This is a genomic window from Limnospira platensis NIES-39, assembly GCF_026000695.1.
GTDB lineage: Bacteria > Cyanobacteriota > Cyanobacteriia > Cyanobacteriales > Microcoleaceae > Limnospira > Limnospira platensis.
The window spans coordinates 4,482,715-4,503,080 of the sequence record NZ_AP026945.1 but is presented as its reverse complement, the minus strand read 5'-3'; the positions used below and the strand labels follow the sequence as shown (position 1 = coordinate 4,503,080).

General features: G+C 45.3%; 17 protein-coding genes and 2 pseudogenes. 14 read left to right on the top strand and 5 right to left on the bottom strand.

Annotation, left to right across the window (positions count from 1 at the left end; genetic code table 11):
• Positions 1 to 11 precede the first annotated feature (11 nt).
• The 5 genes from N39L_RS22055 (at position 12) to N39L_RS22035 (ending at position 1,775) form a co-directional block, all read left to right on the top strand.
• Positions 12 to 275, top strand: a complete 264-nt coding sequence (locus N39L_RS22055; RefSeq protein ID WP_014276381.1) for a hypothetical protein — start codon at positions 12 to 14, stop codon at positions 273 to 275.
• Positions 276 to 299: 24 nt separating this feature from the next.
• Complete coding sequence (locus N39L_RS22050; protein WP_014276380.1) at positions 300 to 545, top strand: hypothetical protein; 246 nt, start codon at positions 300 to 302, stop codon at positions 543 to 545.
• Positions 546 to 721: 176 nt separating this feature from the next.
• Positions 722 to 1,135: a hypothetical protein gene (locus tag N39L_RS22045; protein WP_014276379.1), complete on the top strand. Its 414-nt coding sequence runs from the start codon at positions 722 to 724 to the stop codon at positions 1,133 to 1,135.
• A gap of 140 nt (positions 1,136 to 1,275) precedes the next feature.
• Entirely contained in the window at positions 1,276 to 1,455 is a 180-nt protein-coding gene (locus N39L_RS22040; RefSeq protein ID WP_014276378.1) for a hypothetical protein, read from the top strand.
• An 11-nt stretch (positions 1,456 to 1,466) separates the two neighbouring features.
• Positions 1,467 to 1,775: a hypothetical protein gene (locus N39L_RS22035; protein WP_014276377.1), complete on the top strand. Its 309-nt coding sequence runs from the start codon at positions 1,467 to 1,469 to the stop codon at positions 1,773 to 1,775.
• 287 nt (positions 1,776 to 2,062) lie between these two features.
• Here N39L_RS22035 and N39L_RS22030 read toward each other — a convergent pair whose 3' ends face one another.
• A complete protein-coding gene (locus N39L_RS22030) occupies positions 2,063 to 2,317 on the bottom strand; it encodes a DUF8620 family protein (RefSeq protein WP_006616666.1) in 255 nt (84 codons plus the stop codon).
• Between the two features lie 57 nt (positions 2,318 to 2,374).
• Between N39L_RS22030 and N39L_RS22025 the strand changes: the two genes are divergently transcribed.
• The 3 genes from N39L_RS22025 (at position 2,375) to N39L_RS22015 (ending at position 4,683) form a co-directional block, all read left to right on the top strand.
• Positions 2,375 to 2,899: a hypothetical protein gene (locus N39L_RS22025; protein WP_006616665.1), complete on the top strand. Its 525-nt coding sequence runs from the start codon at positions 2,375 to 2,377 to the stop codon at positions 2,897 to 2,899.
• A 69-nt stretch (positions 2,900 to 2,968) separates the two neighbouring features.
• On the top strand, positions 2,969 to 4,072 hold the full coding sequence (gene thiO, locus N39L_RS22020; protein WP_014276375.1) for a glycine oxidase ThiO: 1,104 nt from the start codon (positions 2,969 to 2,971) through the stop codon (positions 4,070 to 4,072).
• A gap of 2 nt (positions 4,073 to 4,074) precedes the next feature.
• A complete protein-coding gene (locus N39L_RS22015; RefSeq protein WP_043468505.1) occupies positions 4,075 to 4,683 on the top strand; it encodes a hypothetical protein in 609 nt (202 codons plus the stop codon).
• Positions 4,684 to 4,843: 160 nt separating this feature from the next.
• Here N39L_RS22015 and rlmD read toward each other — a convergent pair whose 3' ends face one another.
• Complete coding sequence (gene rlmD, locus N39L_RS22010) at positions 4,844 to 6,229, bottom strand: 23S rRNA (uracil(1939)-C(5))-methyltransferase RlmD (RefSeq protein ID WP_006616662.1); 1,386 nt, start codon at positions 6,227 to 6,229, stop codon at positions 4,844 to 4,846.
• Between the two features lie 370 nt (positions 6,230 to 6,599).
• Here rlmD and N39L_RS22005 point away from each other — a divergent pair, with 370 nt between their 5' ends.
• The 5 genes and pseudogenes from N39L_RS22005 to N39L_RS21985 all read left to right on the top strand — a co-directional run.
• Positions 6,600 to 7,085 carry an allophycocyanin subunit alpha-B gene (locus N39L_RS22005; protein ID WP_006616661.1) on the top strand — a complete coding sequence of 162 codons (486 nt, stop codon included), beginning with the start codon at positions 6,600 to 6,602 and terminating at the stop codon, positions 7,083 to 7,085.
• A gap of 162 nt (positions 7,086 to 7,247) precedes the next feature.
• On the top strand, positions 7,248 to 7,868 hold the full coding sequence (locus tag N39L_RS22000) for a PQQ-binding-like beta-propeller repeat protein (RefSeq protein ID WP_006616660.1): 621 nt from the start codon (positions 7,248 to 7,250) through the stop codon (positions 7,866 to 7,868).
• Between the two features lie 563 nt (positions 7,869 to 8,431).
• Positions 8,432 to 9,175 (top strand): annotated as a pseudogene (locus N39L_RS21995) (RNA-guided endonuclease InsQ/TnpB family protein); the annotation flags it as partial.
• 707 nt (positions 9,176 to 9,882) lie between these two features.
• Positions 9,883 to 11,649 carry a group II intron reverse transcriptase/maturase gene (gene ltrA, locus N39L_RS21990; protein WP_014274168.1) on the top strand — a complete coding sequence of 589 codons (1,767 nt, stop codon included), beginning with the start codon at positions 9,883 to 9,885 and terminating at the stop codon, positions 11,647 to 11,649.
• A 96-nt stretch (positions 11,650 to 11,745) separates the two neighbouring features.
• A pseudogene (locus N39L_RS21985) lies at positions 11,746 to 12,201 on the top strand (RNA-guided endonuclease InsQ/TnpB family protein); the annotation flags it as partial.
• Between the two features lie 115 nt (positions 12,202 to 12,316).
• Here N39L_RS21985 and phaB read toward each other — a convergent pair.
• The 3 genes from phaB to N39L_RS21970 form a co-directional block, all read right to left on the bottom strand.
• Positions 12,317 to 13,039 carry an acetoacetyl-CoA reductase PhaB gene (gene phaB / locus N39L_RS21980; protein ID WP_014276372.1) on the bottom strand — a complete coding sequence of 241 codons (723 nt, stop codon included), beginning with the start codon at positions 13,037 to 13,039 and terminating at the stop codon, positions 12,317 to 12,319.
• Between the two features lie 28 nt (positions 13,040 to 13,067).
• Positions 13,068 to 14,258, bottom strand: a complete 1,191-nt coding sequence (gene phaA / locus N39L_RS21975; protein ID WP_006617472.1) for an acetyl-CoA acetyltransferase PhaA — start codon at positions 14,256 to 14,258, stop codon at positions 13,068 to 13,070.
• A gap of 186 nt (positions 14,259 to 14,444) precedes the next feature.
• The gene (locus tag N39L_RS21970; RefSeq protein WP_014276371.1) at positions 14,445 to 17,651 is read right to left on the bottom strand and encodes a sll1366 family intein-prone helicase; all 3,207 of its coding nucleotides are present in this window, start codon (positions 17,649 to 17,651) and stop codon (positions 14,445 to 14,447) included.
• A gap of 529 nt (positions 17,652 to 18,180) precedes the next feature.
• On the opposite strand from N39L_RS21970, the gene N39L_RS21965 reads away from it, so the two are divergent.
• Positions 18,181 to 20,343, top strand: coding sequence for a polyribonucleotide nucleotidyltransferase (locus N39L_RS21965; protein ID WP_006617470.1), 2,163 nt, complete (start codon positions 18,181 to 18,183; stop codon positions 20,341 to 20,343).
• Positions 20,344 to 20,366: the final 23 nt, after the last annotated feature.

Genomic DNA, 20,366 nt, shown 5'->3' with positions numbered 1-20,366 from the left:
TTGACTTGAAAATGTGGCGGTTTTCAGAAGTCCGAAATTGGGAGAGTTACTCTCATATCACCTACCCACATAAGAGTTTCCGGGTTGACTTGAAAATGTGGCGGTTTTCAGAAGTCCGAAATTGGGAGAGTTACTCAAATATCACCTACCCACATAACAGTTTTCCGGTTGAGTTGGAAATGTGGAGGTTTTCAGAAGTCGGAAGTTGGGAGAGTTTCCCTCAAACGGAAAGTCACCAGTTGGGAGAGTTACTCAAATATCACCTACCCACATAACAGTTTCCTGGTTGAGTTAGAAATGTGGCGGTTTTCAGAAGTCGGAAGTTGGGAGAGTTTCCCGAAAAGGGAAAGTCACGAGTTGCGAGAGTTTTCCGAAAAGGGAAAGTCACCAGTTGGGAGAGTTACTCTCATATCACCTACCCACATAAGAGTTTCCGGGTTGACTTGAAAATGTGGCGGTTTTCAGAAGTCCGAAATTGGGAGAGTTTCCCGAAAACGGAAAGTCACCAGTTGGGAGAGTTACTCAAATATCACCTACCCACATAACAGTTTCCTGGTTGAGTTAGAAATGCGGCGGTTTTCAGAAGTCGGAAGTTGGGAGAGTCTCCCGAAAAGGGAAAGTCACGAGTTGGGAGAGTTTTCCGAAAAGGGAAAGTCACCAGTTGGGAGAGTTACTCTCATATAACCTACCCACATAACAGTTTTCCGGTTGACTTAAAAATGTGGCGGTTTTCAGGAGTCGGAAGTTGGGAGAGTCTCCCGAAAAGGGAAAGTCACGAGTTGCGAGAGTTTTCCGAAAAGGGAAAGTCACCAGTTGGGAGAGTTACTCTCATATCACCTACCCACATAAGAGTTTCCGGGTTGACTTGAAAATGTGGCGGTTTTCAGAAGTCCGAAATTGGGAGAGTTACTCTCATATCACCTACCCACATAAGAGTTTCCGGGTTGACTTGAAAATGTGGCGGTTTTCAGAAGTCCGAAATTGGGAGAGTTACTCAAATATCACCTACCCACATAACAGTTTTCCGGTTGAGTTGGAAATGTGGAGGTTTTCAGAAGTCGGAAGTTGGGAGAGTTTCCCTCAAACGGAAAGTCACCAGTTGGGAGAGTTACTCAAATATCACCTACCCACATAACAGTTTCCTGGTTGAGTTAGAAATGCGGCGGTTTTCAGAAGTCGGAAGTTGGGAGAGTCTCCCGAAAACGGAAAGTCACGAGTTGCGAGAGTTACTCTCATATAACCTACCCACATAACAGTTTTCCGGTTGACTTAAAAATGTGGCGGTTTTCAGAAGTCCGAAATTGGGAGAGTTACTCAAATATCGCCTACCCACATAACAGTTTTCCGGTTGAGTTGGAAATGTGGAGGTTTTCAGAAGTCGGAAGTTGGGAGAGTCTCCCGAAAACGGAAAGTCACCAGTTGGGAGAGTTATTCTCATATCACCTACCCACATAACAGTTTCCGGGTTGAGTTGGAAATGTGGCGGTTTTCAGGAGTCGGAAGTTGGGAGAGTTTCCCGAAAACGGAAAGTCACCAGTTGGGAGAGTTACTCTCATATAACCTACCCACATAACAGTTTCCGGGTTGAGTTGGAAATGTGGCGGTTTTCAGAAGTCCGAAATTGGGAGAGTTACTCAAATATCGCCTACCCACATAACAGTTTTCCGGTTGAGTTGGAAATGTGGCGGTTTTCAGGAGTCGGAAGTTGGGAGAGTCTCCCGAAAACGGAAAGTCACGAGTTGCGAGAGTTACTCTCATATAACCTACCCACATAACAGTTTCCGGGTTGAGTTGGAAATGTGGCGGTTTTCAGGAGTCGGAAGTTGGGAGAGTCTCCCGAAAACGGAAAGTCACGAGTTGCGAGAGTTTCCCGAAAACGGAAAGTCACCAGTTGCGAGAGTTACTCTCATATAACCTACCCACATAACAGTTTCCGGGTTGACTTGAAAATGTGGAGGTTTTCAGGAGTCGGAAGTTGGGAGAGTCTCCCGAAAAGGGAAAGTCGATAATTGAGAGAGTCAACTATCGACTATTAATCATTAAGTGTTTGGGGGATTATAGATTACGATTGGGAATTAGGACGTACTAACCATTTAGAGATTTGATTCATAGCCCCGATTAGTAACGCACCAGCCATTAATAGACCGATCGCCGGAGTGAAAACAGGTTCCCAGAGTTGATACCACAGTTCTAATCCCAGGTTAACCCCCATAGATTTACCCAAAACAGCGATCGCCAACCACAGGAAACTCAATAACACCAGAAACACATCCGCTACCAAAAGGCGGTTCAACCAGAGAATAACTTGCTCTTTCATGTTCGGATTCTGCTAAAATATTTATCTCAATAGTCATTCTAGGCAATCTGTGTCAATATGGTTCGCTACACCCTCCCCCAAAGTCCAGAAATTCTCCTGTCTGTCCGGGGTAAAGACTCCCCTAAAGCCCGTGAACAGGCTATGGATAAACTTATGGAACTTATGGATAATGGAAAATTACCCACTGAGTTGGAAGATGGCTTTAGTCCAGAGCAGTTTGTGGAGGTTAAGGAAACCTCTATGGCAACTATTGGAGAAGAAGATGCTGTCACGGAAGCTGTCCAGACCCTTAGCAACCTCGCTTCACTCAAGTTGAAAATGATGGAGTCTCGCGAAGAAGCCCTAAAAGCCCGTGACCAAATTGATATCCTCTTTAGTGACCAAACTACCACCATGGAAGAAATTACTGACCTCAAAGAAGGGTTTAAGGCTTTGAAAAATTTTGCGGTCGCTAACCTCCGCTACCGGGAAGCGCGCAGCCATGCTGAAGCTGCTAGAATGGTTTTAGATGAAGCCCTAAAGTCTTCTGACAGCCACTCCCCTCCTCCAACCGATACCCCCAACGACAAGAAAAAAAACTGAGACTACATTGATTTACCGCGTCAGAGGTCAGATCTAAATTAATTGATAATTCAGAATTTGTGACTAACAATGAGTACCTCAAGTCATCAAAAAAGTGATATAATTGTTATAGGTGGTGGTATTGTTGGGTTATCTGTGGCGATCGCTCTCCAATGGCGAGGCGCAACTGTCACTGTCTGTAGCCGCAATACTCAAGAGGCGGCGGGATATGTGGCGGCGGGGATGTTAGCACCCCAGGCTGAAAGAATTCCCCCAAGTCCTCTGCTTGATTTAGCCCTCCGTAGTCGATCGCTTTATCAACCGTGGACTAGCAAAATTCAACACCTCACTGGCTTAGATACCGGCTATTGGCCTTGTGGTATTCTCGCCCCGGTTTATGAATATCCCCAACAAACAAAACTACCCCAAACTCCTGAGAGTCCGGCTATCTGGCTAGAAGCAGATCAGCTGATCACTCAGCAACCCGGTTTAAGTTCAGAAGTGGTTGGGGGATGGTGGTTTCCACAAGATGGCCAAGTTGACAACCGCCGCCTATTAATGCGATCGCTAATTCATGCCAGCCAACAATTAGGCATACAAATTAGGGATGGTGTAGAAGTCCAAGAAATCGCCACCACCACTAATCAAGTTAAGCAAATCAACACCAACCAAGGGGCGATCGTAGGTTCTCACTACATTCTCGCGGCCGGATCTTGGTCAGGTCAAATCCTGCCTATTCCAGTGTACCCCATAAAAGGTCAAATGTTATCACTGCGAGTCCCTGATTATATTTCGGAACTACCCCTGAAACAAGTTCTATTTGGGTCTGGTATTTATATTGTACCACGCCGTGATGGTTTAATCGTCCTGGGGGCTACGGCCGAAAATGTCGGTTTTCATAAGAGTCTCACCCCCAAAGGAATAAATACTCTGCTATCAGAGGCTACCCGACTTTATCCCGGACTCGCAGAGTTTCCCATTGAGGAATTTTGGTCCGGTTTTCGCCCTACTACCCCCGACGAATTACCTATCTTGGGTAGAAGTCCCTTTGAGAATTTAACTCTAGCTACAGGTCATCACCGTAATGGTATTCTACTAGCCCCTATTACCGCTGAATTAATTGCTGATTTGGTATGCTATGATAAATTAGACCCCCTGCTAGAATACTTCTCCTGGCATCGCTTTTCTAACTGATCATGTGGTGGCTTTCTAGGTCCGTGTCTCTGGTTAAAGCTGAAGGTAGATTTTTGGTCCGGTGGGTGGCTGTCACTGTGGCTGGGTTTCTGGTGAGTTTGCTATGGATAGAAGTGGGAGAACGTCCTGATGTTAATTGGTTGGTGGGAGTTGTTGGGGGGTTGAGTGTTGGCGGCGCGCAATGGTTTGTCCTCCGTCACCATATTGCTTACCCCTGGCGTTGGATTTGGGTTAGTGCGATCGCTTGGTGTTTAATGGGGTTAACTCCTATAGGTGCTATGGGCTGGATGGCACCGCGGACCCTTAACCTGTTTCTCCGCCTGTTTTATGGAGTCCTAGAAGGGGCGAAGGTGGGTGTGGCGCTGGGACTTTTTCAATGGTGGGTTTTGCGAGAGTCGGTATTTGGGGGCGGTCGCTGGGTGGTGGCTAGTGTTGTGTGTTGGGGGGTGGGATTACCTATAGGATGGGTATTAGGCGGCATTTTGCGCCAGTTGACCGGCTTTTTTTTGGGAGATGTTATTGGTTTGACTCTCACCTGGGCTATAGTTGCTGGTCTGACTGGAGTTGGTCTCATGCAACTGTTTTGGACTCAAGTCAGAATTAGGGAATAGGGTTGCCGATAGGGGCTGGGCTACCCAGCACAGCCATATATATGTCGGCACATTTTCCCATGATACTATTATAGGTCAAGTCTCATCAGATGTCAATAGTAAATTTGGGAATTCACCAGAGGGAGGGAGGGGTGGAAGGAGTTTTTGGGCATGAGTTAGATTAGTGACTAAGAGTCAAAAAGGCTGCACATTCAACGTGGGAGGTTTGGGGGAAAAAATCGACAGGTTGTACTTTGGTGAGTTGATAAATGCCGTTTTCGCAGAGTAGTTGTAAATCTCGTGCCAAAGTAACGGGACGACAACTGATATAAACAATGCGTTGAGGCTGTAGATTTAAGAGAGTTTGAATGACGGTGCGATCGCATCCTTGTCGGGGTGGATCTAGGACAACTATATCGGGCTTAAATGGTATTTTTGGCAAGAGTTGTTTAACGGAACCGACGCGAAATTGTACATGATTAATGTCATTTAAATCAGCATTAGAAATAGCTTGTTCTACCGCCCCTGCTTGCGACTCTAAACCAATCACCCTAATTTCTTTTGGGGGGAAATTCTGTCCTAATTGCTTGGCTAGGGGTAGAGTAAAGGTGCCGATACCACAGTAAGCATCTACTAGGATTTCGTGACCCTGCAAATTCAACTCTGAGGAAATAGCTGATAACAGAGATTCGGCAGCTTCGGTATTGACTTGAAAGAAAGTGTCGGCAGTCAAGCGAAACTTTAAATCAGCAAATATCTCATGTATATAAGGTTTGCCGATGAGACAATGGGTATTTTTGCCAAGGATAGTATTAGTGCGATCGCTGTTGAGATTAAGACAAACTCCTACCAATTGTGGATATTGCTGTAGCCAGAGTTCTGCCTGTTCTTTAAGTTGTGGTAAGTTATTATCTTTGACGACGAGAGTTAGCAAAATTTCTCCTGTGCGCCGCCCTATGCGAAAAGAAAGATGGCGGATAGTGCCAGTATGTTGTTGTTCATTATAAACCAGCCACCCACGATTTTGGATATCCTGTTTAATGTTAGCCAATAAAGGATTGAGGTGCTGATCTTGCACTGGACACTGATTCAAATTAATTAACCGATGGCTGGCTTTTTGATAATATCCAGCTTGTACCTGACCCGTAGAAGATAATCGTAGGGGATAGGTAACTTTATTGCGATAGGCTAAGGGTTGGGGGGAGGGCAAAACTGGGGCTACTGGTGGTTCAATAAATCCCCCGATTTTGGTTAAGGCATTAACGACTAAATGCCTTTTAGCTTCTAGTTGGAAGTGATAATCTATATGCTGCCACTGACAGCCCCCACATTTGTCGGCGACAATGCAATGGGGACGGATACGGGATGAAGAGCTTGTGAGCAGTTGCAGTATTTTGGCTTCTGCGTATTTAGACTTAACCCGTGTGAGTCTGACTAAAGCGCGATCGCCTGGGACAGTATCTGGGACAAACACAACCCGGTCTTGATATCGTCCGACTCCGTTTCCGCCTTCTGCTAAATCTGTAATTGAGACTTCTATCTGTTGACCTTGCTGCCAAGTTGCCATAGTGTTGAATCCGATAGTGTGAAATGATCAGGCTAAAACCTTTGGGGGCTTTTTGCTGTCTGTAGCCCTGAATCGCTAAACTACTTAATGTTAGTGGTCTGACAGGCTTATTGGGAAGGATTATTTTAAAGGGGGAGTATATGAGGCAGCAACACTCCCTCAGACTGGGACAATCTGTTGAGGATGCGATCGCGAGAATATATCAGTGGGTCAACCTGAATAATACTAGTAAGCATAAGCCGTACCGATAACCCCCAGTATTTAGACTAGGATCGCTATGAGGGGAAACTTTAATGTACCATTCTCAATAGGGGGGTAGGCTGTCAAGGCTATCTCGACCGGAAATTATTGTTTATCTGTTTGAAAAACGATGACTGTAGTAAGCCAAGTTATTCTCAAGGCCGATGATGAACTCCGTTACCCGACCACTGGGGAACTCAAGAATATTAGTGATTTCTTGAAAACTGGTGAGCAAAGGTTGCGGATTGTCGATACACTTACCGAAAACGAAAAAAAGATTGTTGACCGTGCTAGCGCACAACTGTGGAAGAAGCGCCCAGATTTTATTGCCCCCGGTGGTAATGCCGCTGGACAGCGGGAACGTTCCTTGTGTTTGCGGGACTATGGCTGGTATCTGCGTGTAATTACTTATGGCATTCTGTCTGGAGATAAAGATCCTATTGAAAGCATTGGCTTGATTGGGGTTAAGGAAATGTACAATTCTCTGGGTGTTCCTATGCCGGGAATGGTAGAGGCTATCCGTTGCCTCAAGGAAGCATCTCTGGCGCTTTTGGATGATGAAGATGCTAAGGAGGCAGCCCCTTACTTTGACTTTATTATCCAAGCTATGTCCTAACTAGGGATTGTTTGGGTTTTTAGCTATAGGCACAAACAACCCCATGTCTAAAGGCTATTGTTGAGCGATCGCATCCCCGGGTCGGCATGGGGTTGATTTTGTTAATTATTTGGCTATGATGGGTCTGCCATCAGATCTTTAAAACTGAAGGAGTCTGTTTTAATGAGTATTAATAGAAGAGAGAGCAATTGGGAACACATCGGTCATGCTAACTATGTGGTCGCTATGGCTGCCATGGATGGTGCCCTTTATGCAATTACTCAAGATTATAAGTTGTGGATTAGGGTGGCTGTCCCTGGGGATATTAACTGGCAGGTGATTGGTCAGGCTAATCAGGCTGTCGCTATGGCTGCCACTAATAATATGTTATTTGCTGCTACCCAAGATGGCTCCTTCTGGGTCCGCGAAGGGGTGGCTGAGGATATCAAATGGGATAAGATTGGTCAGGCTGAGAAGGTGATAGCCATGACCGCCAGTGACGGTAATCTCTATGCTGTTACTTCGGATAATAAGTTATTAACTCGGGAGGTCAATACTCAGGATATTCCTTGGGTCGAGATTGGTCATGCTAATAATGTGGTGGGATTAACTGCTACGGGTGGAAAACTTTATGCTGCTACTTCTGACAATAATCTCTGGATGCGCGATACTGTCCACGAAGATTTGATCTGGCAGCAAATTGGTCATGCTAATAATGTGGTGGCTATGGCTGCTAGTGAAGGGAAATTGTTTGCTGCTACTTCTGATAATCGTTTATGGATACGTCCGGCTGAGGCTTCTTAACGGGATAATTGATCACCCGACTGTAGGGTGCGTCAGACCCCCGACTATGGCGATGAGAACCGGATAATTATCAACTGACGCACCTTCCCCCTTCCCCTGTAATTCCCCGGTGGGGTAGGGCGGGTTTATGCCTCTGGTCGTGGGGAATTGAGAATTGACAGCAGAGGCGCGCCCCTACAATTAATAATTAATTCGGAAATAGGGTTGACAGGTGGCGGGGAGTAGTGGTAGTATATGGAAATATTATTTAATAATTTTACATTTACAAAAATAAAAAAATGTCAATAATTCGATTATTTAAAATGATACCACGAGTCAGCGACAAAAGCAAGCAACCCCGCCCAAAAAAATTTTTCGCAACATTTCTTAATTTTTGTTTACAAAACTTAACATAGTGTGAGTTTTGAACAAGCGATCGCGAATTATGGGGATTATGGAGTGGCGGGTTATCAAGAAACTGGGTCTAAAACCCCGTCCTTCTAGGACGGCTTGAATTGTAAATTTTTGTGGCAATATCGAATATTTTGTGCTGATGGCGTTAGCATAAGATAGGAGGTAGAGCCATGCTAGTTTTTGAGTTCAAAACCTACGGAAAATCAAGCCAGTTCATCGCAGTAGCTGAAGCCATTCGTACAGCGCAGTTTGTCCGCAATAGCTGTTGGCGCTATTGGGTGGATAATCCTAAAAAGAATAAGTACGATTTGAACAAATACTGTGCGGTGCTGGCAGCGACTTTTCCATTTACCGACGAACTCAATTCTCAAGCGAGACAAGCCAGTGCTGAAAGAGCTTGGTCAGCTATCTCTCGATTTTATGAAAACTGCAAGAAGAATATTCCCGGTAAAAAGGGGTATCCGAAGTTTCAAAAAGATTGTCGCTCAGTTGAATATAAATCAACCGGGTGGAAACTTGCAGACGACAGAAAATCAATAACTTTCACAGATAAAAAAGGAATTGGTAAACTCAAAATCAAAGGTACACGCGATTTACACTTTTACCAAGTCAGCCAGATCAAACGGGTAAGACTGGTGAAACGTGCTGATGGTGTGTACGTTCAATTCTGTATTAACGTTGACAGGAAAGAAAACACAGCGCCGACAGGCAATACCATTAGCTTAGACGTTGGACTGAAAGAGTATTACACCGATTCAAACGGAGTCACCGTTGAAAATCCTAGATTCCTGAGAAAAGGCGAACGGGTCTTAAAACGTAGTCACCGTCGCGTATCGAAGAAGGTTAAAGGTTCAAAAAACAGAGGCAAAGCTAGACAGATTCTAGGTAAACACTATCTTAAAAGTGCGAGACGTTCAGGCATGAAATAGGGTTGCAATACCCGAAATAACCGCCTGGTGGGGACTTCAACCCCTTGGTTGAATATAAGGAGCGCACTCCTGACCATCCTCATAACTGTTTATATGTCCCAACGATTAGTATCCTACGATACAAATCAAGGCAGGGAACCCAAGGTCAAAACAAACTAACTCATACAAATTCCTTATAGGATGTCCAAAAATGGATAAGTAAAAGTTAGGAAATTAGGGTAACGGCGATAGCCACCCCCAGTTTTGGGAATCACAACCCCAGGATTGAAGCGGGGAACGGAAGGCTCCGAGGTGCAACCTAACACCAGAAACGAGACCACTGCCAACCATCCATGATTAGGGAAACCGAATGTCTGGCTTGAACCATCGTAAAGAGTAAGTAGCGAAATAGGTTGATACGCTGCGCTCAAAAGAGTAAGGGGAAAAGTAGGGGTTTTTTTTTACTACCTACACAGACCTTTAAAAGTACCCCGGTGGAGAGGACAAATCTAAAGATGGAATGCCCATATAAACGGAACGTTTTAAGTCCTCCTGGACTCTGATTATCTGGTCGAGATATCAGTAGGGATAAGTGTAACCGCAAGTCCTAGAGGATGTGAGATGTGACCAGAAGCCAACGCCCTGCTGTAATGGTAGGGATATGCTAACAGGTCACGGTTTGATTGTAAGAATAGAGTCTAATAAGAGTCAAAATGGCGATAGCGAGTTTAAAGAAAGGATTTGGTAAACCCAAACCAATCAAGACTACGAACAACGCATGGAAGGCAATCCCATGGACTAAGGTTCAACGGAAAGTTTTCAAGCTCCAAAAGAGTATATTTCAAGCAGCTAAATCGGGACAAGACGCAAAGGCACGAAGGTTGCAACGTCTATTGGTGAAATCGTATTATGCCCGGCTCTTAGCAGTGCGGCGAGTGACCCAAGATAATCAAGGCAAGAAAACAGCCGGGGTTGATGGAGTAAGAGCAATCTCTCCAAGACAAAGGTTAGAAATTGTCAAAAACATTAAGGGAAACCTCAAAGCAAAACCACTGCGAAGGGTGTGGATTCCAAAACCTGGTAGGGATGAAAAACGCCCACTAGGCATACCCACAATCCAAGATAGAGCAAGGCAAGCTTTGGTTAAGTCGGCCCTCGAACCTGAATGGGAATCGAGGTTTGAAGGCACAAGCTATGGGTTCCGACCCGGACGGTCAGCACAAGATGCAATAAGTAGAATATATACTGCCATAAATCAAGGACAATACTATGTTCTTGATGCTGATATAGCAAAATGCTTTGACCGAATAAACCATGATTACCTATTGTCCAAAATTCATTGTCCAAGCAGCTTGAAGAGAGACCTGAAACAATGGCTCAAAGCTGGCGTGCTAGATAACGGTGTATTTGAGGATACAGAAGCAGGGACACCCCAAGGAGGAGTAATAAGTCCACTACTAGCCAACATCGCACTGGATGGAATAGAAAGGTTAGTCAAAGAAATGTATCCAAATAAAGGCAGCACCAATCAGGTAAACCTTATAAGATATGCCGATGATTTTGTGGTCATCTCCAAAGACCTAGGAATCATTGAACAGTGCATGACTGCTATTTCTATATGGCTAAAACCTGTAGGACTAGAGATTAGACCTGAAAAAACCCGAATATGTCACACACTCAATCCTATTGAGTATAATGGCAAGATTGAGGAACCTGGGTTTGATTTTCTAGGATTCAATATCAGGCAATATCCCGTAGGAAAGTATAAATCTGGGAAAACAGGGGGGCCTAAGAGTCGATTAATCGGACATAAAACCCACATAAAACCCAGCAACAAAGCAGTTAAAGCCCACACAGAAGTGATTAAAGGTGTGATTAAACAACATAGAACAGCACCTCAATCAGCCTTGATTAGTAGACTAAATCCAATTATTCGGGGATGGTCAAATTATTACTCAGCGGTAGTCTCAACAGAGACCTTCAATAAGCTAGACAAAACAATCTGGCAAATGTTAAAGGCATGGACAGTATCAAGATGCGGAAAGGCAAATCACGAAAAGCTAAGTAATTATTTCAGACATGGAACAATTAAACTTAGCAATGGGAAAGAAAGACACGAAAATTGGCTATTCCAAACCAAAGATGGGTTACATCTATTCAAACATAACTGGACTCCAATTGTCAGACATACCCTAATACGCCCCGACGCAACACCATACGACGGAAATTGGACTTACTGGGCAACCAGGAAAGGACAAGCAATCGACACGCCAATTAGGGTAGCAAAACTACTCAAAAAACAAAAAGGTAGATGTACCTGGTGTGGGCAATTCTTTACCCCATCAGACTTAATTGAAATAGACCACATTGTACCTAGAAGCCAAGGCGGAAAGGATGACTACAAGAATCTTCAATTATTACACCGCCATTGTCACGACGATAAAACAGCTCTTGATGAAGAGATGATGCTGTACTCTTAACAAGGAGACGGTCAAACTAGGAGCCGTATGAGGTGAAAGTCTCATGTACGGTTTTGTATGGGAGGGGGAGATGGCGACATCTCTCTCGACCCCTACTTAAGTAGGCAACGTAAAGACCATGCTGTGAAGTTGGCAAGGTGCGTAGTTCAGTCAAACGACTTGATAGCCTACGAAGATTTGAGAATTAAAAATATGGTGCGGAATCATTGTTTAGCTAAGTCTATCAACGACGCATCTTGGTATCAATTCCGTGTCGGGCTTGAATACTTTGCTAAAGTGTTTGAAAGAGTAACGGTTGCGGTAAATCCGCAATACACTAGCCAAGAATGCTCTAACTGCGGTGCAATTGTGAAGAAAACGCTATCCACAAGAACGCACGTTTGTAAGTGTGGTTGCTCAATGGATAGGGATGAAAACGCAGCTAGAAATATTCGGAGTCGAGGATTGAGTACGGTAGGGCATACCGGAACTTTCGGGCAGCCGAGCAACGCTTTGGGAGACAAGTCCTCTACTGTTGTTGGAGAAATCCTGCATCAGCAAGTCGTGTCGTAGAACAAAGAATCCCCGTGCGTTCACGCCGGGGAGTGTCAAAGTGGAGGTTTTGAAAAACGGAAATCCGACTAATAAACCCGCCGCCATTTAGGAGTAGCTAACCGCGATGAAAAGCCTAGGTATGGTGAGCGCCATTAACGCGCAGGACTTCTCCGGTGACGTAATTACTAGCGACAGGAGAGAGTAAAAAAGCGACAGCCCAGGCGATATCTTCAGGTTCACCAAAACGCCGGAAAGGAATTTCTGCGGTAATTTTATCGCGGACTTTCTCAGGGATTTTTTGAGTCATTTCGGTATTAATAAAACCGGGTGCGATCGCATTAGCGCGGACATTAAAACGAGCCCCTTCTCGTGCGAGAGATTTCATCATCCCAATCACAGCCGCTTTAGTGGAAGCATAATTAGTTTGTCCAGCATTACCGCGATCGCCAGAGATAGAACTAATAGCCACAATAGAGCCAGCATTCTGGTCATACATACCTTGCATAAAAGGCTGAATGGTATTTTTCACCCCTTTAAGGTTAACAGCAATGACCTGATCCCAATCTTCATCAGTCAACTTAGTAAAGAAATTATCGCGGGTAATACCAGCATTAGCGACCACACCATAAACAGTCCCCAACTTCTCGCTAATTTCCTTAGCAGCGGACTCCATACTGTCCAACTTAGTCACATCAGCTTTCAGGGCTAGTCCACCTGTGGGAGTTTCCCCGTCAATGACATCAATAGATGCAACTTTCGCGCCTAATTCCACCAATAACTTCACAATAGCCGCACCGATACCCCGTGCGCCGCCGGTGACAATAATCACCTTATCCTCAAGTCCTAAAGAAACCATTTATCCTCCTTAAAAAAACCTAAAAAACCTACACACGCTCAATAGCAAAAGCCGTACCGCCGCCAGTACCATGACACAAAGCCGCCAGCCCCAAACTCTTATCGTGTTGTTCCAAAGCATTAAGTAAAGTCACAACAATGCGGGAACCGGAAGCGCCAATAGGGTGTCCGAGAGCGATCGCCCCACCATTAACATTCAACTTATCTTGAGAGACCCCCAACATTGTATCAAATAACAAGGTACTAACTGCAAAAGCCTCGTTATTTTCAAACAAATCGAAATCATTAACCGACATTTTCAGGCGACCCAGTAACTTCTGAGTAGCCAAAATCGGCACTTCTGGAAACCGCCAACTCTCACCACCAGCCCAAGCGCCGCCCAGCACTTTAGCCAGAGGTTTCAAACCATACTTTTGTACAGCAGCCTCACTAGCCAAAATAATCGCCGCCGCACCATCAGAAATTTGGGAACTATTCCCAGCAGTTAAGACCCCATCTTTCTGAAAAGCCGGACGCAACTTAGCCAAACTTTCCAAAGTAGTCTCAGCGCGGATACCCTCATCAGTATCAATCACCTGAGTTCCCTTACGGCTAGACACCTCAATGGGGGAGATTTCATTTTTAAACAATCCTTTTTCCGTAGCTTCCGCCGCGCGTTTTTGGGAGTAAAAAGCCACCTCGTCCAAAGCCTGACGACTGAAACCATGTTCAGCCGCCAAACGTTCAGTTTCATCCCCCATACCGTCTCCGGTAGTAGAGTCTGTTAAACCATCATACAGCAGAATATCCATCAACTGTTCTGGGGCTCCCATAAGGAACTTATAACCCCATCTAGCGCGGTGAGACAAAAAGAACCCTGTTTGCGACATACACTCAGTCCCTCCTGCCAGCACTAGATCAGCCTCTCCAGCCTTAATAGTGTAGCAGCCATTAATCAGACTCATCATAGCAGAAGAACAAACCATATCAATGGCATATCCATCGACTGTGGCGGGTATACCTGCTTTCAAAGCCGCTTGACGGGGTATTAGCTGTCCGTGTCCTGCTCGCAACACATTTCCAAAAATATAAAGATCCAGATTTTCACCGGAAACCCCAGCTTTCGCCAATGCTGCTTTCATAGCATGAGCGCCTAGGTCAGCCGGAGAAAACCCAGATAACCCCCCCCCAAACCTACCTAGGGGGGTGCGTGTTGCGGAGACGATATAAACTTCTGTCATTAGTCCTCCCAAAATACCCAGTTCGATATTAATTCATCGAATTTTGCAGTTGTACTGTATCACTGGCTTTTGAACTCAAGGGAATTTGTTAGGTTTTTTTAACTTCTGCTGGACTTGTAAGGGGAAATATTGACAATCACCCAGAAGTCCAGGGGGGTCTGTTGGTTTGAGGAGACCGAGAAAAGGTTAGGTTTCTTCGGACTCTTCGATAATGGAACTTCTGTCTAAAATCAATAGGTTTCTGAGTTGGTCGGTATCCATTTCGGTTAGCCAGTCTTCCCCAGAACTAACTACTTGTTCGGCTAAGGCTTGTTTACTTTCTATGAGGTCATGGATTTTTTCTTCTAAGGTTCCGGTACAGACAAATTTATGCACTTGTACATTGCGAGTTTGACCAATCCGAAATACTCTATCGGTGGCTTGATTTTCTACTGCTGGGTTCCACCAACGGTCAAAGTGGAATACATGGTTAGCACGGGTTAGGTTTAAACCGACTCCCCCAGCTTTGAGAGATAAAATCATCACCGGAGGTCCCTGGGGGTCTTGTTGAAAGCGATCGACCATTTGTTCTCGCTGAAGTTTACGACTTCCCCCATATAAAAACAGGACTTCTCGATTTAACTTGGCTTCTAAATAGGGTTTTAAGAGTTTCCCCCATTCGGCGAATTGGGTAAAAATTAAAGCCCTATCGCCTTCTGATATTAACTCTTCTAACATTTCATTTAAACGCTGCAACTTCCCAGAATAAGCGGAGTTGAGGGTTGGCATTTCTTTCTTGGCTTTGGTTTTAGCACCCAATAATAAGGGATGATTGCAAACCTGCTTCAACTTCACCAATAATCCTAAAATCATCCCCCGTCTTTGTATCCCGGTAGAAGATTCAATTTCTGAGAGTGATTCATCTACCAGCTTTTGATATAAACTAGCCTGTTCTTTTGACAGAGGACAAAATACGGTGTTTTCTTGTTTTTCGGGTAAATCTTGAATAATATCTTTATCGGTTTTGAGGCGACGCAGAATAAAAGGTTGTACAAGCGATCGCAAAATTTGCAATGATTCAGTATCCCCATACTTTTCAATCGGAATAGCAAAGCGACGCTGAAAAAATGGTCGTTGTCCTAGATACCCAGGATTCAAAAACTCCAAAATCGACCATAACTCAGATAACCGATTTTCTACGGGAGTTCCAGTTAAAGCAATTTTAAAATCCGCCTCTAAAGTCTTGACGGTTTTCGATTGTTTGGCTTCGGGATTTTTAATATTTTGCGCTTCATCTAAAACCACACCCTGCCATTTTACTGATTGTAATTCCGACTGGTCTCGATAGGTCAAAGCATAGCTAGTAATTACCAAGTTTTTGCCTTTAATAGCCGGGGGGAAAGCCTTTCCTTTGGCGCGTTTATCTCCATGATGAACCAAGGTCTTTAAACTGGGTCCAAACCTCTTAACTTCCCGTTCCCAGTTTCCCAAAACTGAAGTCGGACACACCAATAAAACCGGATTTATCAGGGTTTTTTCTAGCTGTAAATGTAACAAAAAGGCCATCAATTCTATGGTTTTTCCCAACCCCATATCATCAGCCAAACAAGCACCCAGACCCCATTCTTGCAGAAAATTTAACCAACCCGCACCCCTGGCTTGATAGGGTCTTAACTCTCCTTTAAAAGTGGGAGGAGTAGCGATCGCATCAATGGTACGATTATCAGTTAAAGCCGTTAACAAGTCCGCCAACTTCCCCCCAGCTTCAAAATCCACCACCGGGAGTCGTTCAATAGTTTGACTATCTCCAGTAGACAAACGCAAAGCATCTTCTAGAGAAAGAGTCATCTCTTCTTTCCGACTAGCAAAAAAAGCCTGAGCCGCTTTAATATCTCGTTCTCGCAACTCTACCCATTCACCGTTAACCTCGACTAACGGACTTTTTTTAGCTACTAAACGCTCAAATTCAGCCTTAGATAAACTTTGACCACCTAGGGATAATTCCCACTTAAAATTTAACAAACTTTTTAAACCAATTTTTACCTGATTTTTCCCCCTGGGAGTATTTGCCTTAATCCGCAAACCCAAACGACTCGCCCAGCCTTCTCGTTGACTTAATCCAGGTGGTAAAATTACCCCCAAACCACTATCACTAAATCGCCAAGCTAGACGGGTAATAAACTCATAAACCTGACCAGAGTCAATCCAGCACCCCTGGGGACTAGCTTCGGCTAAACTGTTCTCAATTACCGGATATAATTTACAAGCCAATCCTAAACCAGCCAGGAGAGTTTCTTGGGGATAACGAATAGTCCTTTCCCGATAAATAAAAGCCTCAACTGGGTGTTTCCAAATAGTCGCCGCATCAACGACAAAATCAGGATCATCAATAGCCTGTAAACCATATTCCAAAAGCCACTCTTGAGTTTTTCCCTGGGGTGGCTGGAGACGAAAACTAGCCCTAAACTGGGTTTGCTCCACCAAAGACTGTTGGAGGGGAAACATCCAATTCTCTAAGCTGGTCTGGAGGGTATCTATTTCCGCCCTATCGGCTTCTATGTGGCCACCAGCATCATCGGCTAAACCATGCAACCACATTCTAACCACAGGGGTGAGAATGGCTACATTAGTTAAGGCTTTGCGTTCAACTTCTTGGGCAATATGACGCACCTGGCAATCAATCATTGCTCCTAAAGCCCCTAATATCAAATCCTCAGCCCTTCCGGGTAAAAATATGGCACAAACCATAGATGAGACCTTCTGTGGCTGTAGGGGCGCTAAACCAGAGATTCTACAAACGGTCGGCATGAAGCCAGCAAATTTTAACAGGCGGGCGCGATCTGTGGCACTATCAACAATGGGTTGCCATTTGGACGCGCCAACTGGGGAAGATAACCCCTCTCCCAGGCGACTGGTGCTAATGATGGGTAAAAATTTACGCCTCGCTAGAAGGTCTAAACTCCAGCGGTTCACATGAGACCAAAACCTTATATCGTCTCCCAACCAGTCTAAATCTATGGTCCCTAAAGGTAAGGACTCGAACAGGTGGAAAGCATCACTGGGGTTGAGCCGATACCCGGTGATTAACCAAGGATACAGGTAGATATCTTGAGCTTCTGCTGCTTCTGTGGGGACTGTGGCGGCGGAATGAATGGGGGTGAGATGACCACAATGGAGGTCAATATGAGTGGGAAGGGCGATCGCTTCTGTGATAGTATCGGGAGAGAGTTTAGATAAAGCCATATCTTGTAAAAGCGACCACTGGGAGAGTTCCGCCTCGGTCATAGCCCAACTTAGTGGTGCTATTTCCCAGCGGTTATCCTGTTGTGCGCCGCCCCCCCGCCAAGTTTCCCCCCAAATGAATACATAACTATCGTCCTGGTGAATCCGCCAAGTTCCGTGTAAAATAGCCATATTGACCCCAGTATCTACTAGCAACCCGTTAAATTTTAAGCGATCGTGTGCTGTGGTCGCTCTGGTGTTCAGAATTAGCCCAATCTCAATAAATCTCCGCTCTGGTTAAAACTTTCCAGAAGTGATCTACAATAGGTGTCAACATCCAAGACTGGGATTTAATCCGAGACTTGCCTGACATCTGCGGATAAGATGGTATAACATCCCATTAAAGTTGCAGATTGTGCTATACCTAGAAATTTCCGACAATGGTCAGATTTTTTCAGGTGAAATGTGTCTGTGCCAACATAGCTGAAAGTGTATCTTTCAATGTGGCAGCAGCGATCGGCACTGGTCCATGGAAAGTAGGCAGGAAAAATTTTCAGCCTAGGATATGAGTCGCCCTAAATTGGGCGGGGAAGTCTCTTACCACGCCCGATCGCATCTACAAAAACTGGATAGGCGGATACCTGGGATGGTTCCCCTGTTTTTGCTTAGGTGGGTGTCAAGATGGTGAGTATTTGTGATAGCAGGAAGGAAGAGAAAATAGATGCAAGAAATTGATAAGTCAATATCCTTTGATGGACGGGATATTAGACTCAAGATTGGATTACTAGCGCCGCAGGCGGGGGGAGCCCTGTTAGTAGAATCGGGAGATACATCAGTTCTGGTAACAGCAACTCGCGCAGAAGGAAGACCGGGAATTGATTTCCTGCCCCTATTGGTAGACTATGAGGAAAGACTTTACGCCGGTGGTCGTATACCGGGTGGGTTTTTGCGGAGAGAGGGTCGCCCCCCTGATCGGGTTACTCTCACCAGTCGCTTGATTGACCGCCCCCTACGTCCTCTGATTCCGGGTTGGATTAGAGATGATATTCAAATAGTGGCCACTACTTTGTCAATGGATGAGCAAGTACCACCGGATGTTCTGGCGGTAACAGGTGCTTCTGTGGCAGTGTTGTTGGCGCGAATTCCGTTCTATGGACCAATGGCGGCGGTGCGTGTGGGATTAGTGGGAGATGATTTCATTATTAATCCTACCTACAAGGAAATTAGAAACGGTGACCTCGATTTGGTGGTGGCTGGGTCTCCCCAAGGTGTGGTTATGGTGGAGGCGGGGGCTAATGAATTGCCAGAACATGATGTGATTGAGGCGATCGATTTCGGTTATGAGGCGGTCATGGATTTGATCAAAGCCCAAACTGAAATTATGCAGGAATTGAACATTGATAACCCCGTTGAAGAACCGCTACCAGAAGATCGGACTTTGATAGAATTTATCCAAGAACGGGTTACAGAACCAGTTAAAAAGGTTCTTGGTCAATTTGAGTTGAACAAAGATGAACGAGATGCTGCTCTTGATGTGATTAAAGAAGAGCAGATTGTCAGTGCGATCGCATCAATGCCAGAAGATGACCCCATCAGCTTGTTCAATATCGAAAATCCTAAAGCGGTGGGGATGATCTTTAAAGACATCACTAAAAAACTCATGCGCCAGCAAATCCTCACGGACGGAGTGCGGGTTGATGGTCGCAATTTAGACCAGGTGCGTCCGGTGTCCTGTCGGGTGGGATTATTACCAAAACGAGTCCATGGTAGTGGTTTATTTAATCGGGGTCTAACTCAGGTCCTCTCTATTGCTACTCTGGGGACTCCTGGAGATGCTCAAGATCTTGATGACCTGCACCCTCAAGATGAAAAACGCTATATGCACCACTACAATTTCCCTCCCTATTCTGTGGGGGAAACAAGACCTATGCGATCGCCAGGACGTAGAGAAATTGGTCACGGTGCTTTGGCGGAAAGGGCTTTATTGCCCGTGCTACCATCAAAAGAGCAATTCCCCTATGTGATTCGCATTGTCTCTGAGGTGCTATCCTCTAATGGGTCTACTTCTATGGGGTCCGTTTGTGGTTCGACTCTGGCTTTGATGGATGCTGGGGTTCCCATTACCAAGCCGGTGAGTGGGGCGGCGATGGGTTTGATTAAAGAAGGGTCGGAAGTTCGTATCCTCACCGATATCCAAGGGATTGAAGACTTTTTGGGAGATATGGATTTTAAAGTCGCAGGTACCGATAGCGGTATCACCGCCCTACAAATGGACATGAAGATTACCGGCTTGTCCTTAGATGTAGTCGCAGATGCGATCGCCAAAGCTAAACCCGCACGGCTACATATCCTCGAGAAAATGTTGGAAGTCCTACCATCACCTCGTCCTGACCTGTCTCCCTTCGCACCTCGCCTACTCACACTCAAAATTGATCCAGACTTAATTGGTTTGGTCATTGGTCCGGGAGGTAAAACCATTAAAGGAATTACCGAAGAAACTGGCGTTAAAATTGACATCGACGATGATGGCACTGTTACCATTGCCTCTACAGACAGCGAAAACGCCGCCCGCGCTTACCAAATTGTTCAGGGTATGACCCGCAAGCTAAACGCCGGAGATGTCTATGTAGGGAAAGTTACCAGGATTATTCCTATTGGTGCCTTTGTGGAAGTTCTACCTGGAAAAGAAGGCATGATTCACATTTCCCAATTAGCAGAATACCGAGTCCCCAAAGTTGAGGATGAGGTAGCAGTAGGAGATGAGGTCATCGTCAAAGTCCGCGAAATTGACCCCAAAGGCCGCATTAACTTAACCCGCCTGAAAATTCACCCCGACGAAGCCGCCGCCGCCAAGGCAGCCGCCAGTAGTGGCACTGTGCAATAGTTGACCTAATTGCCCTCTCCACC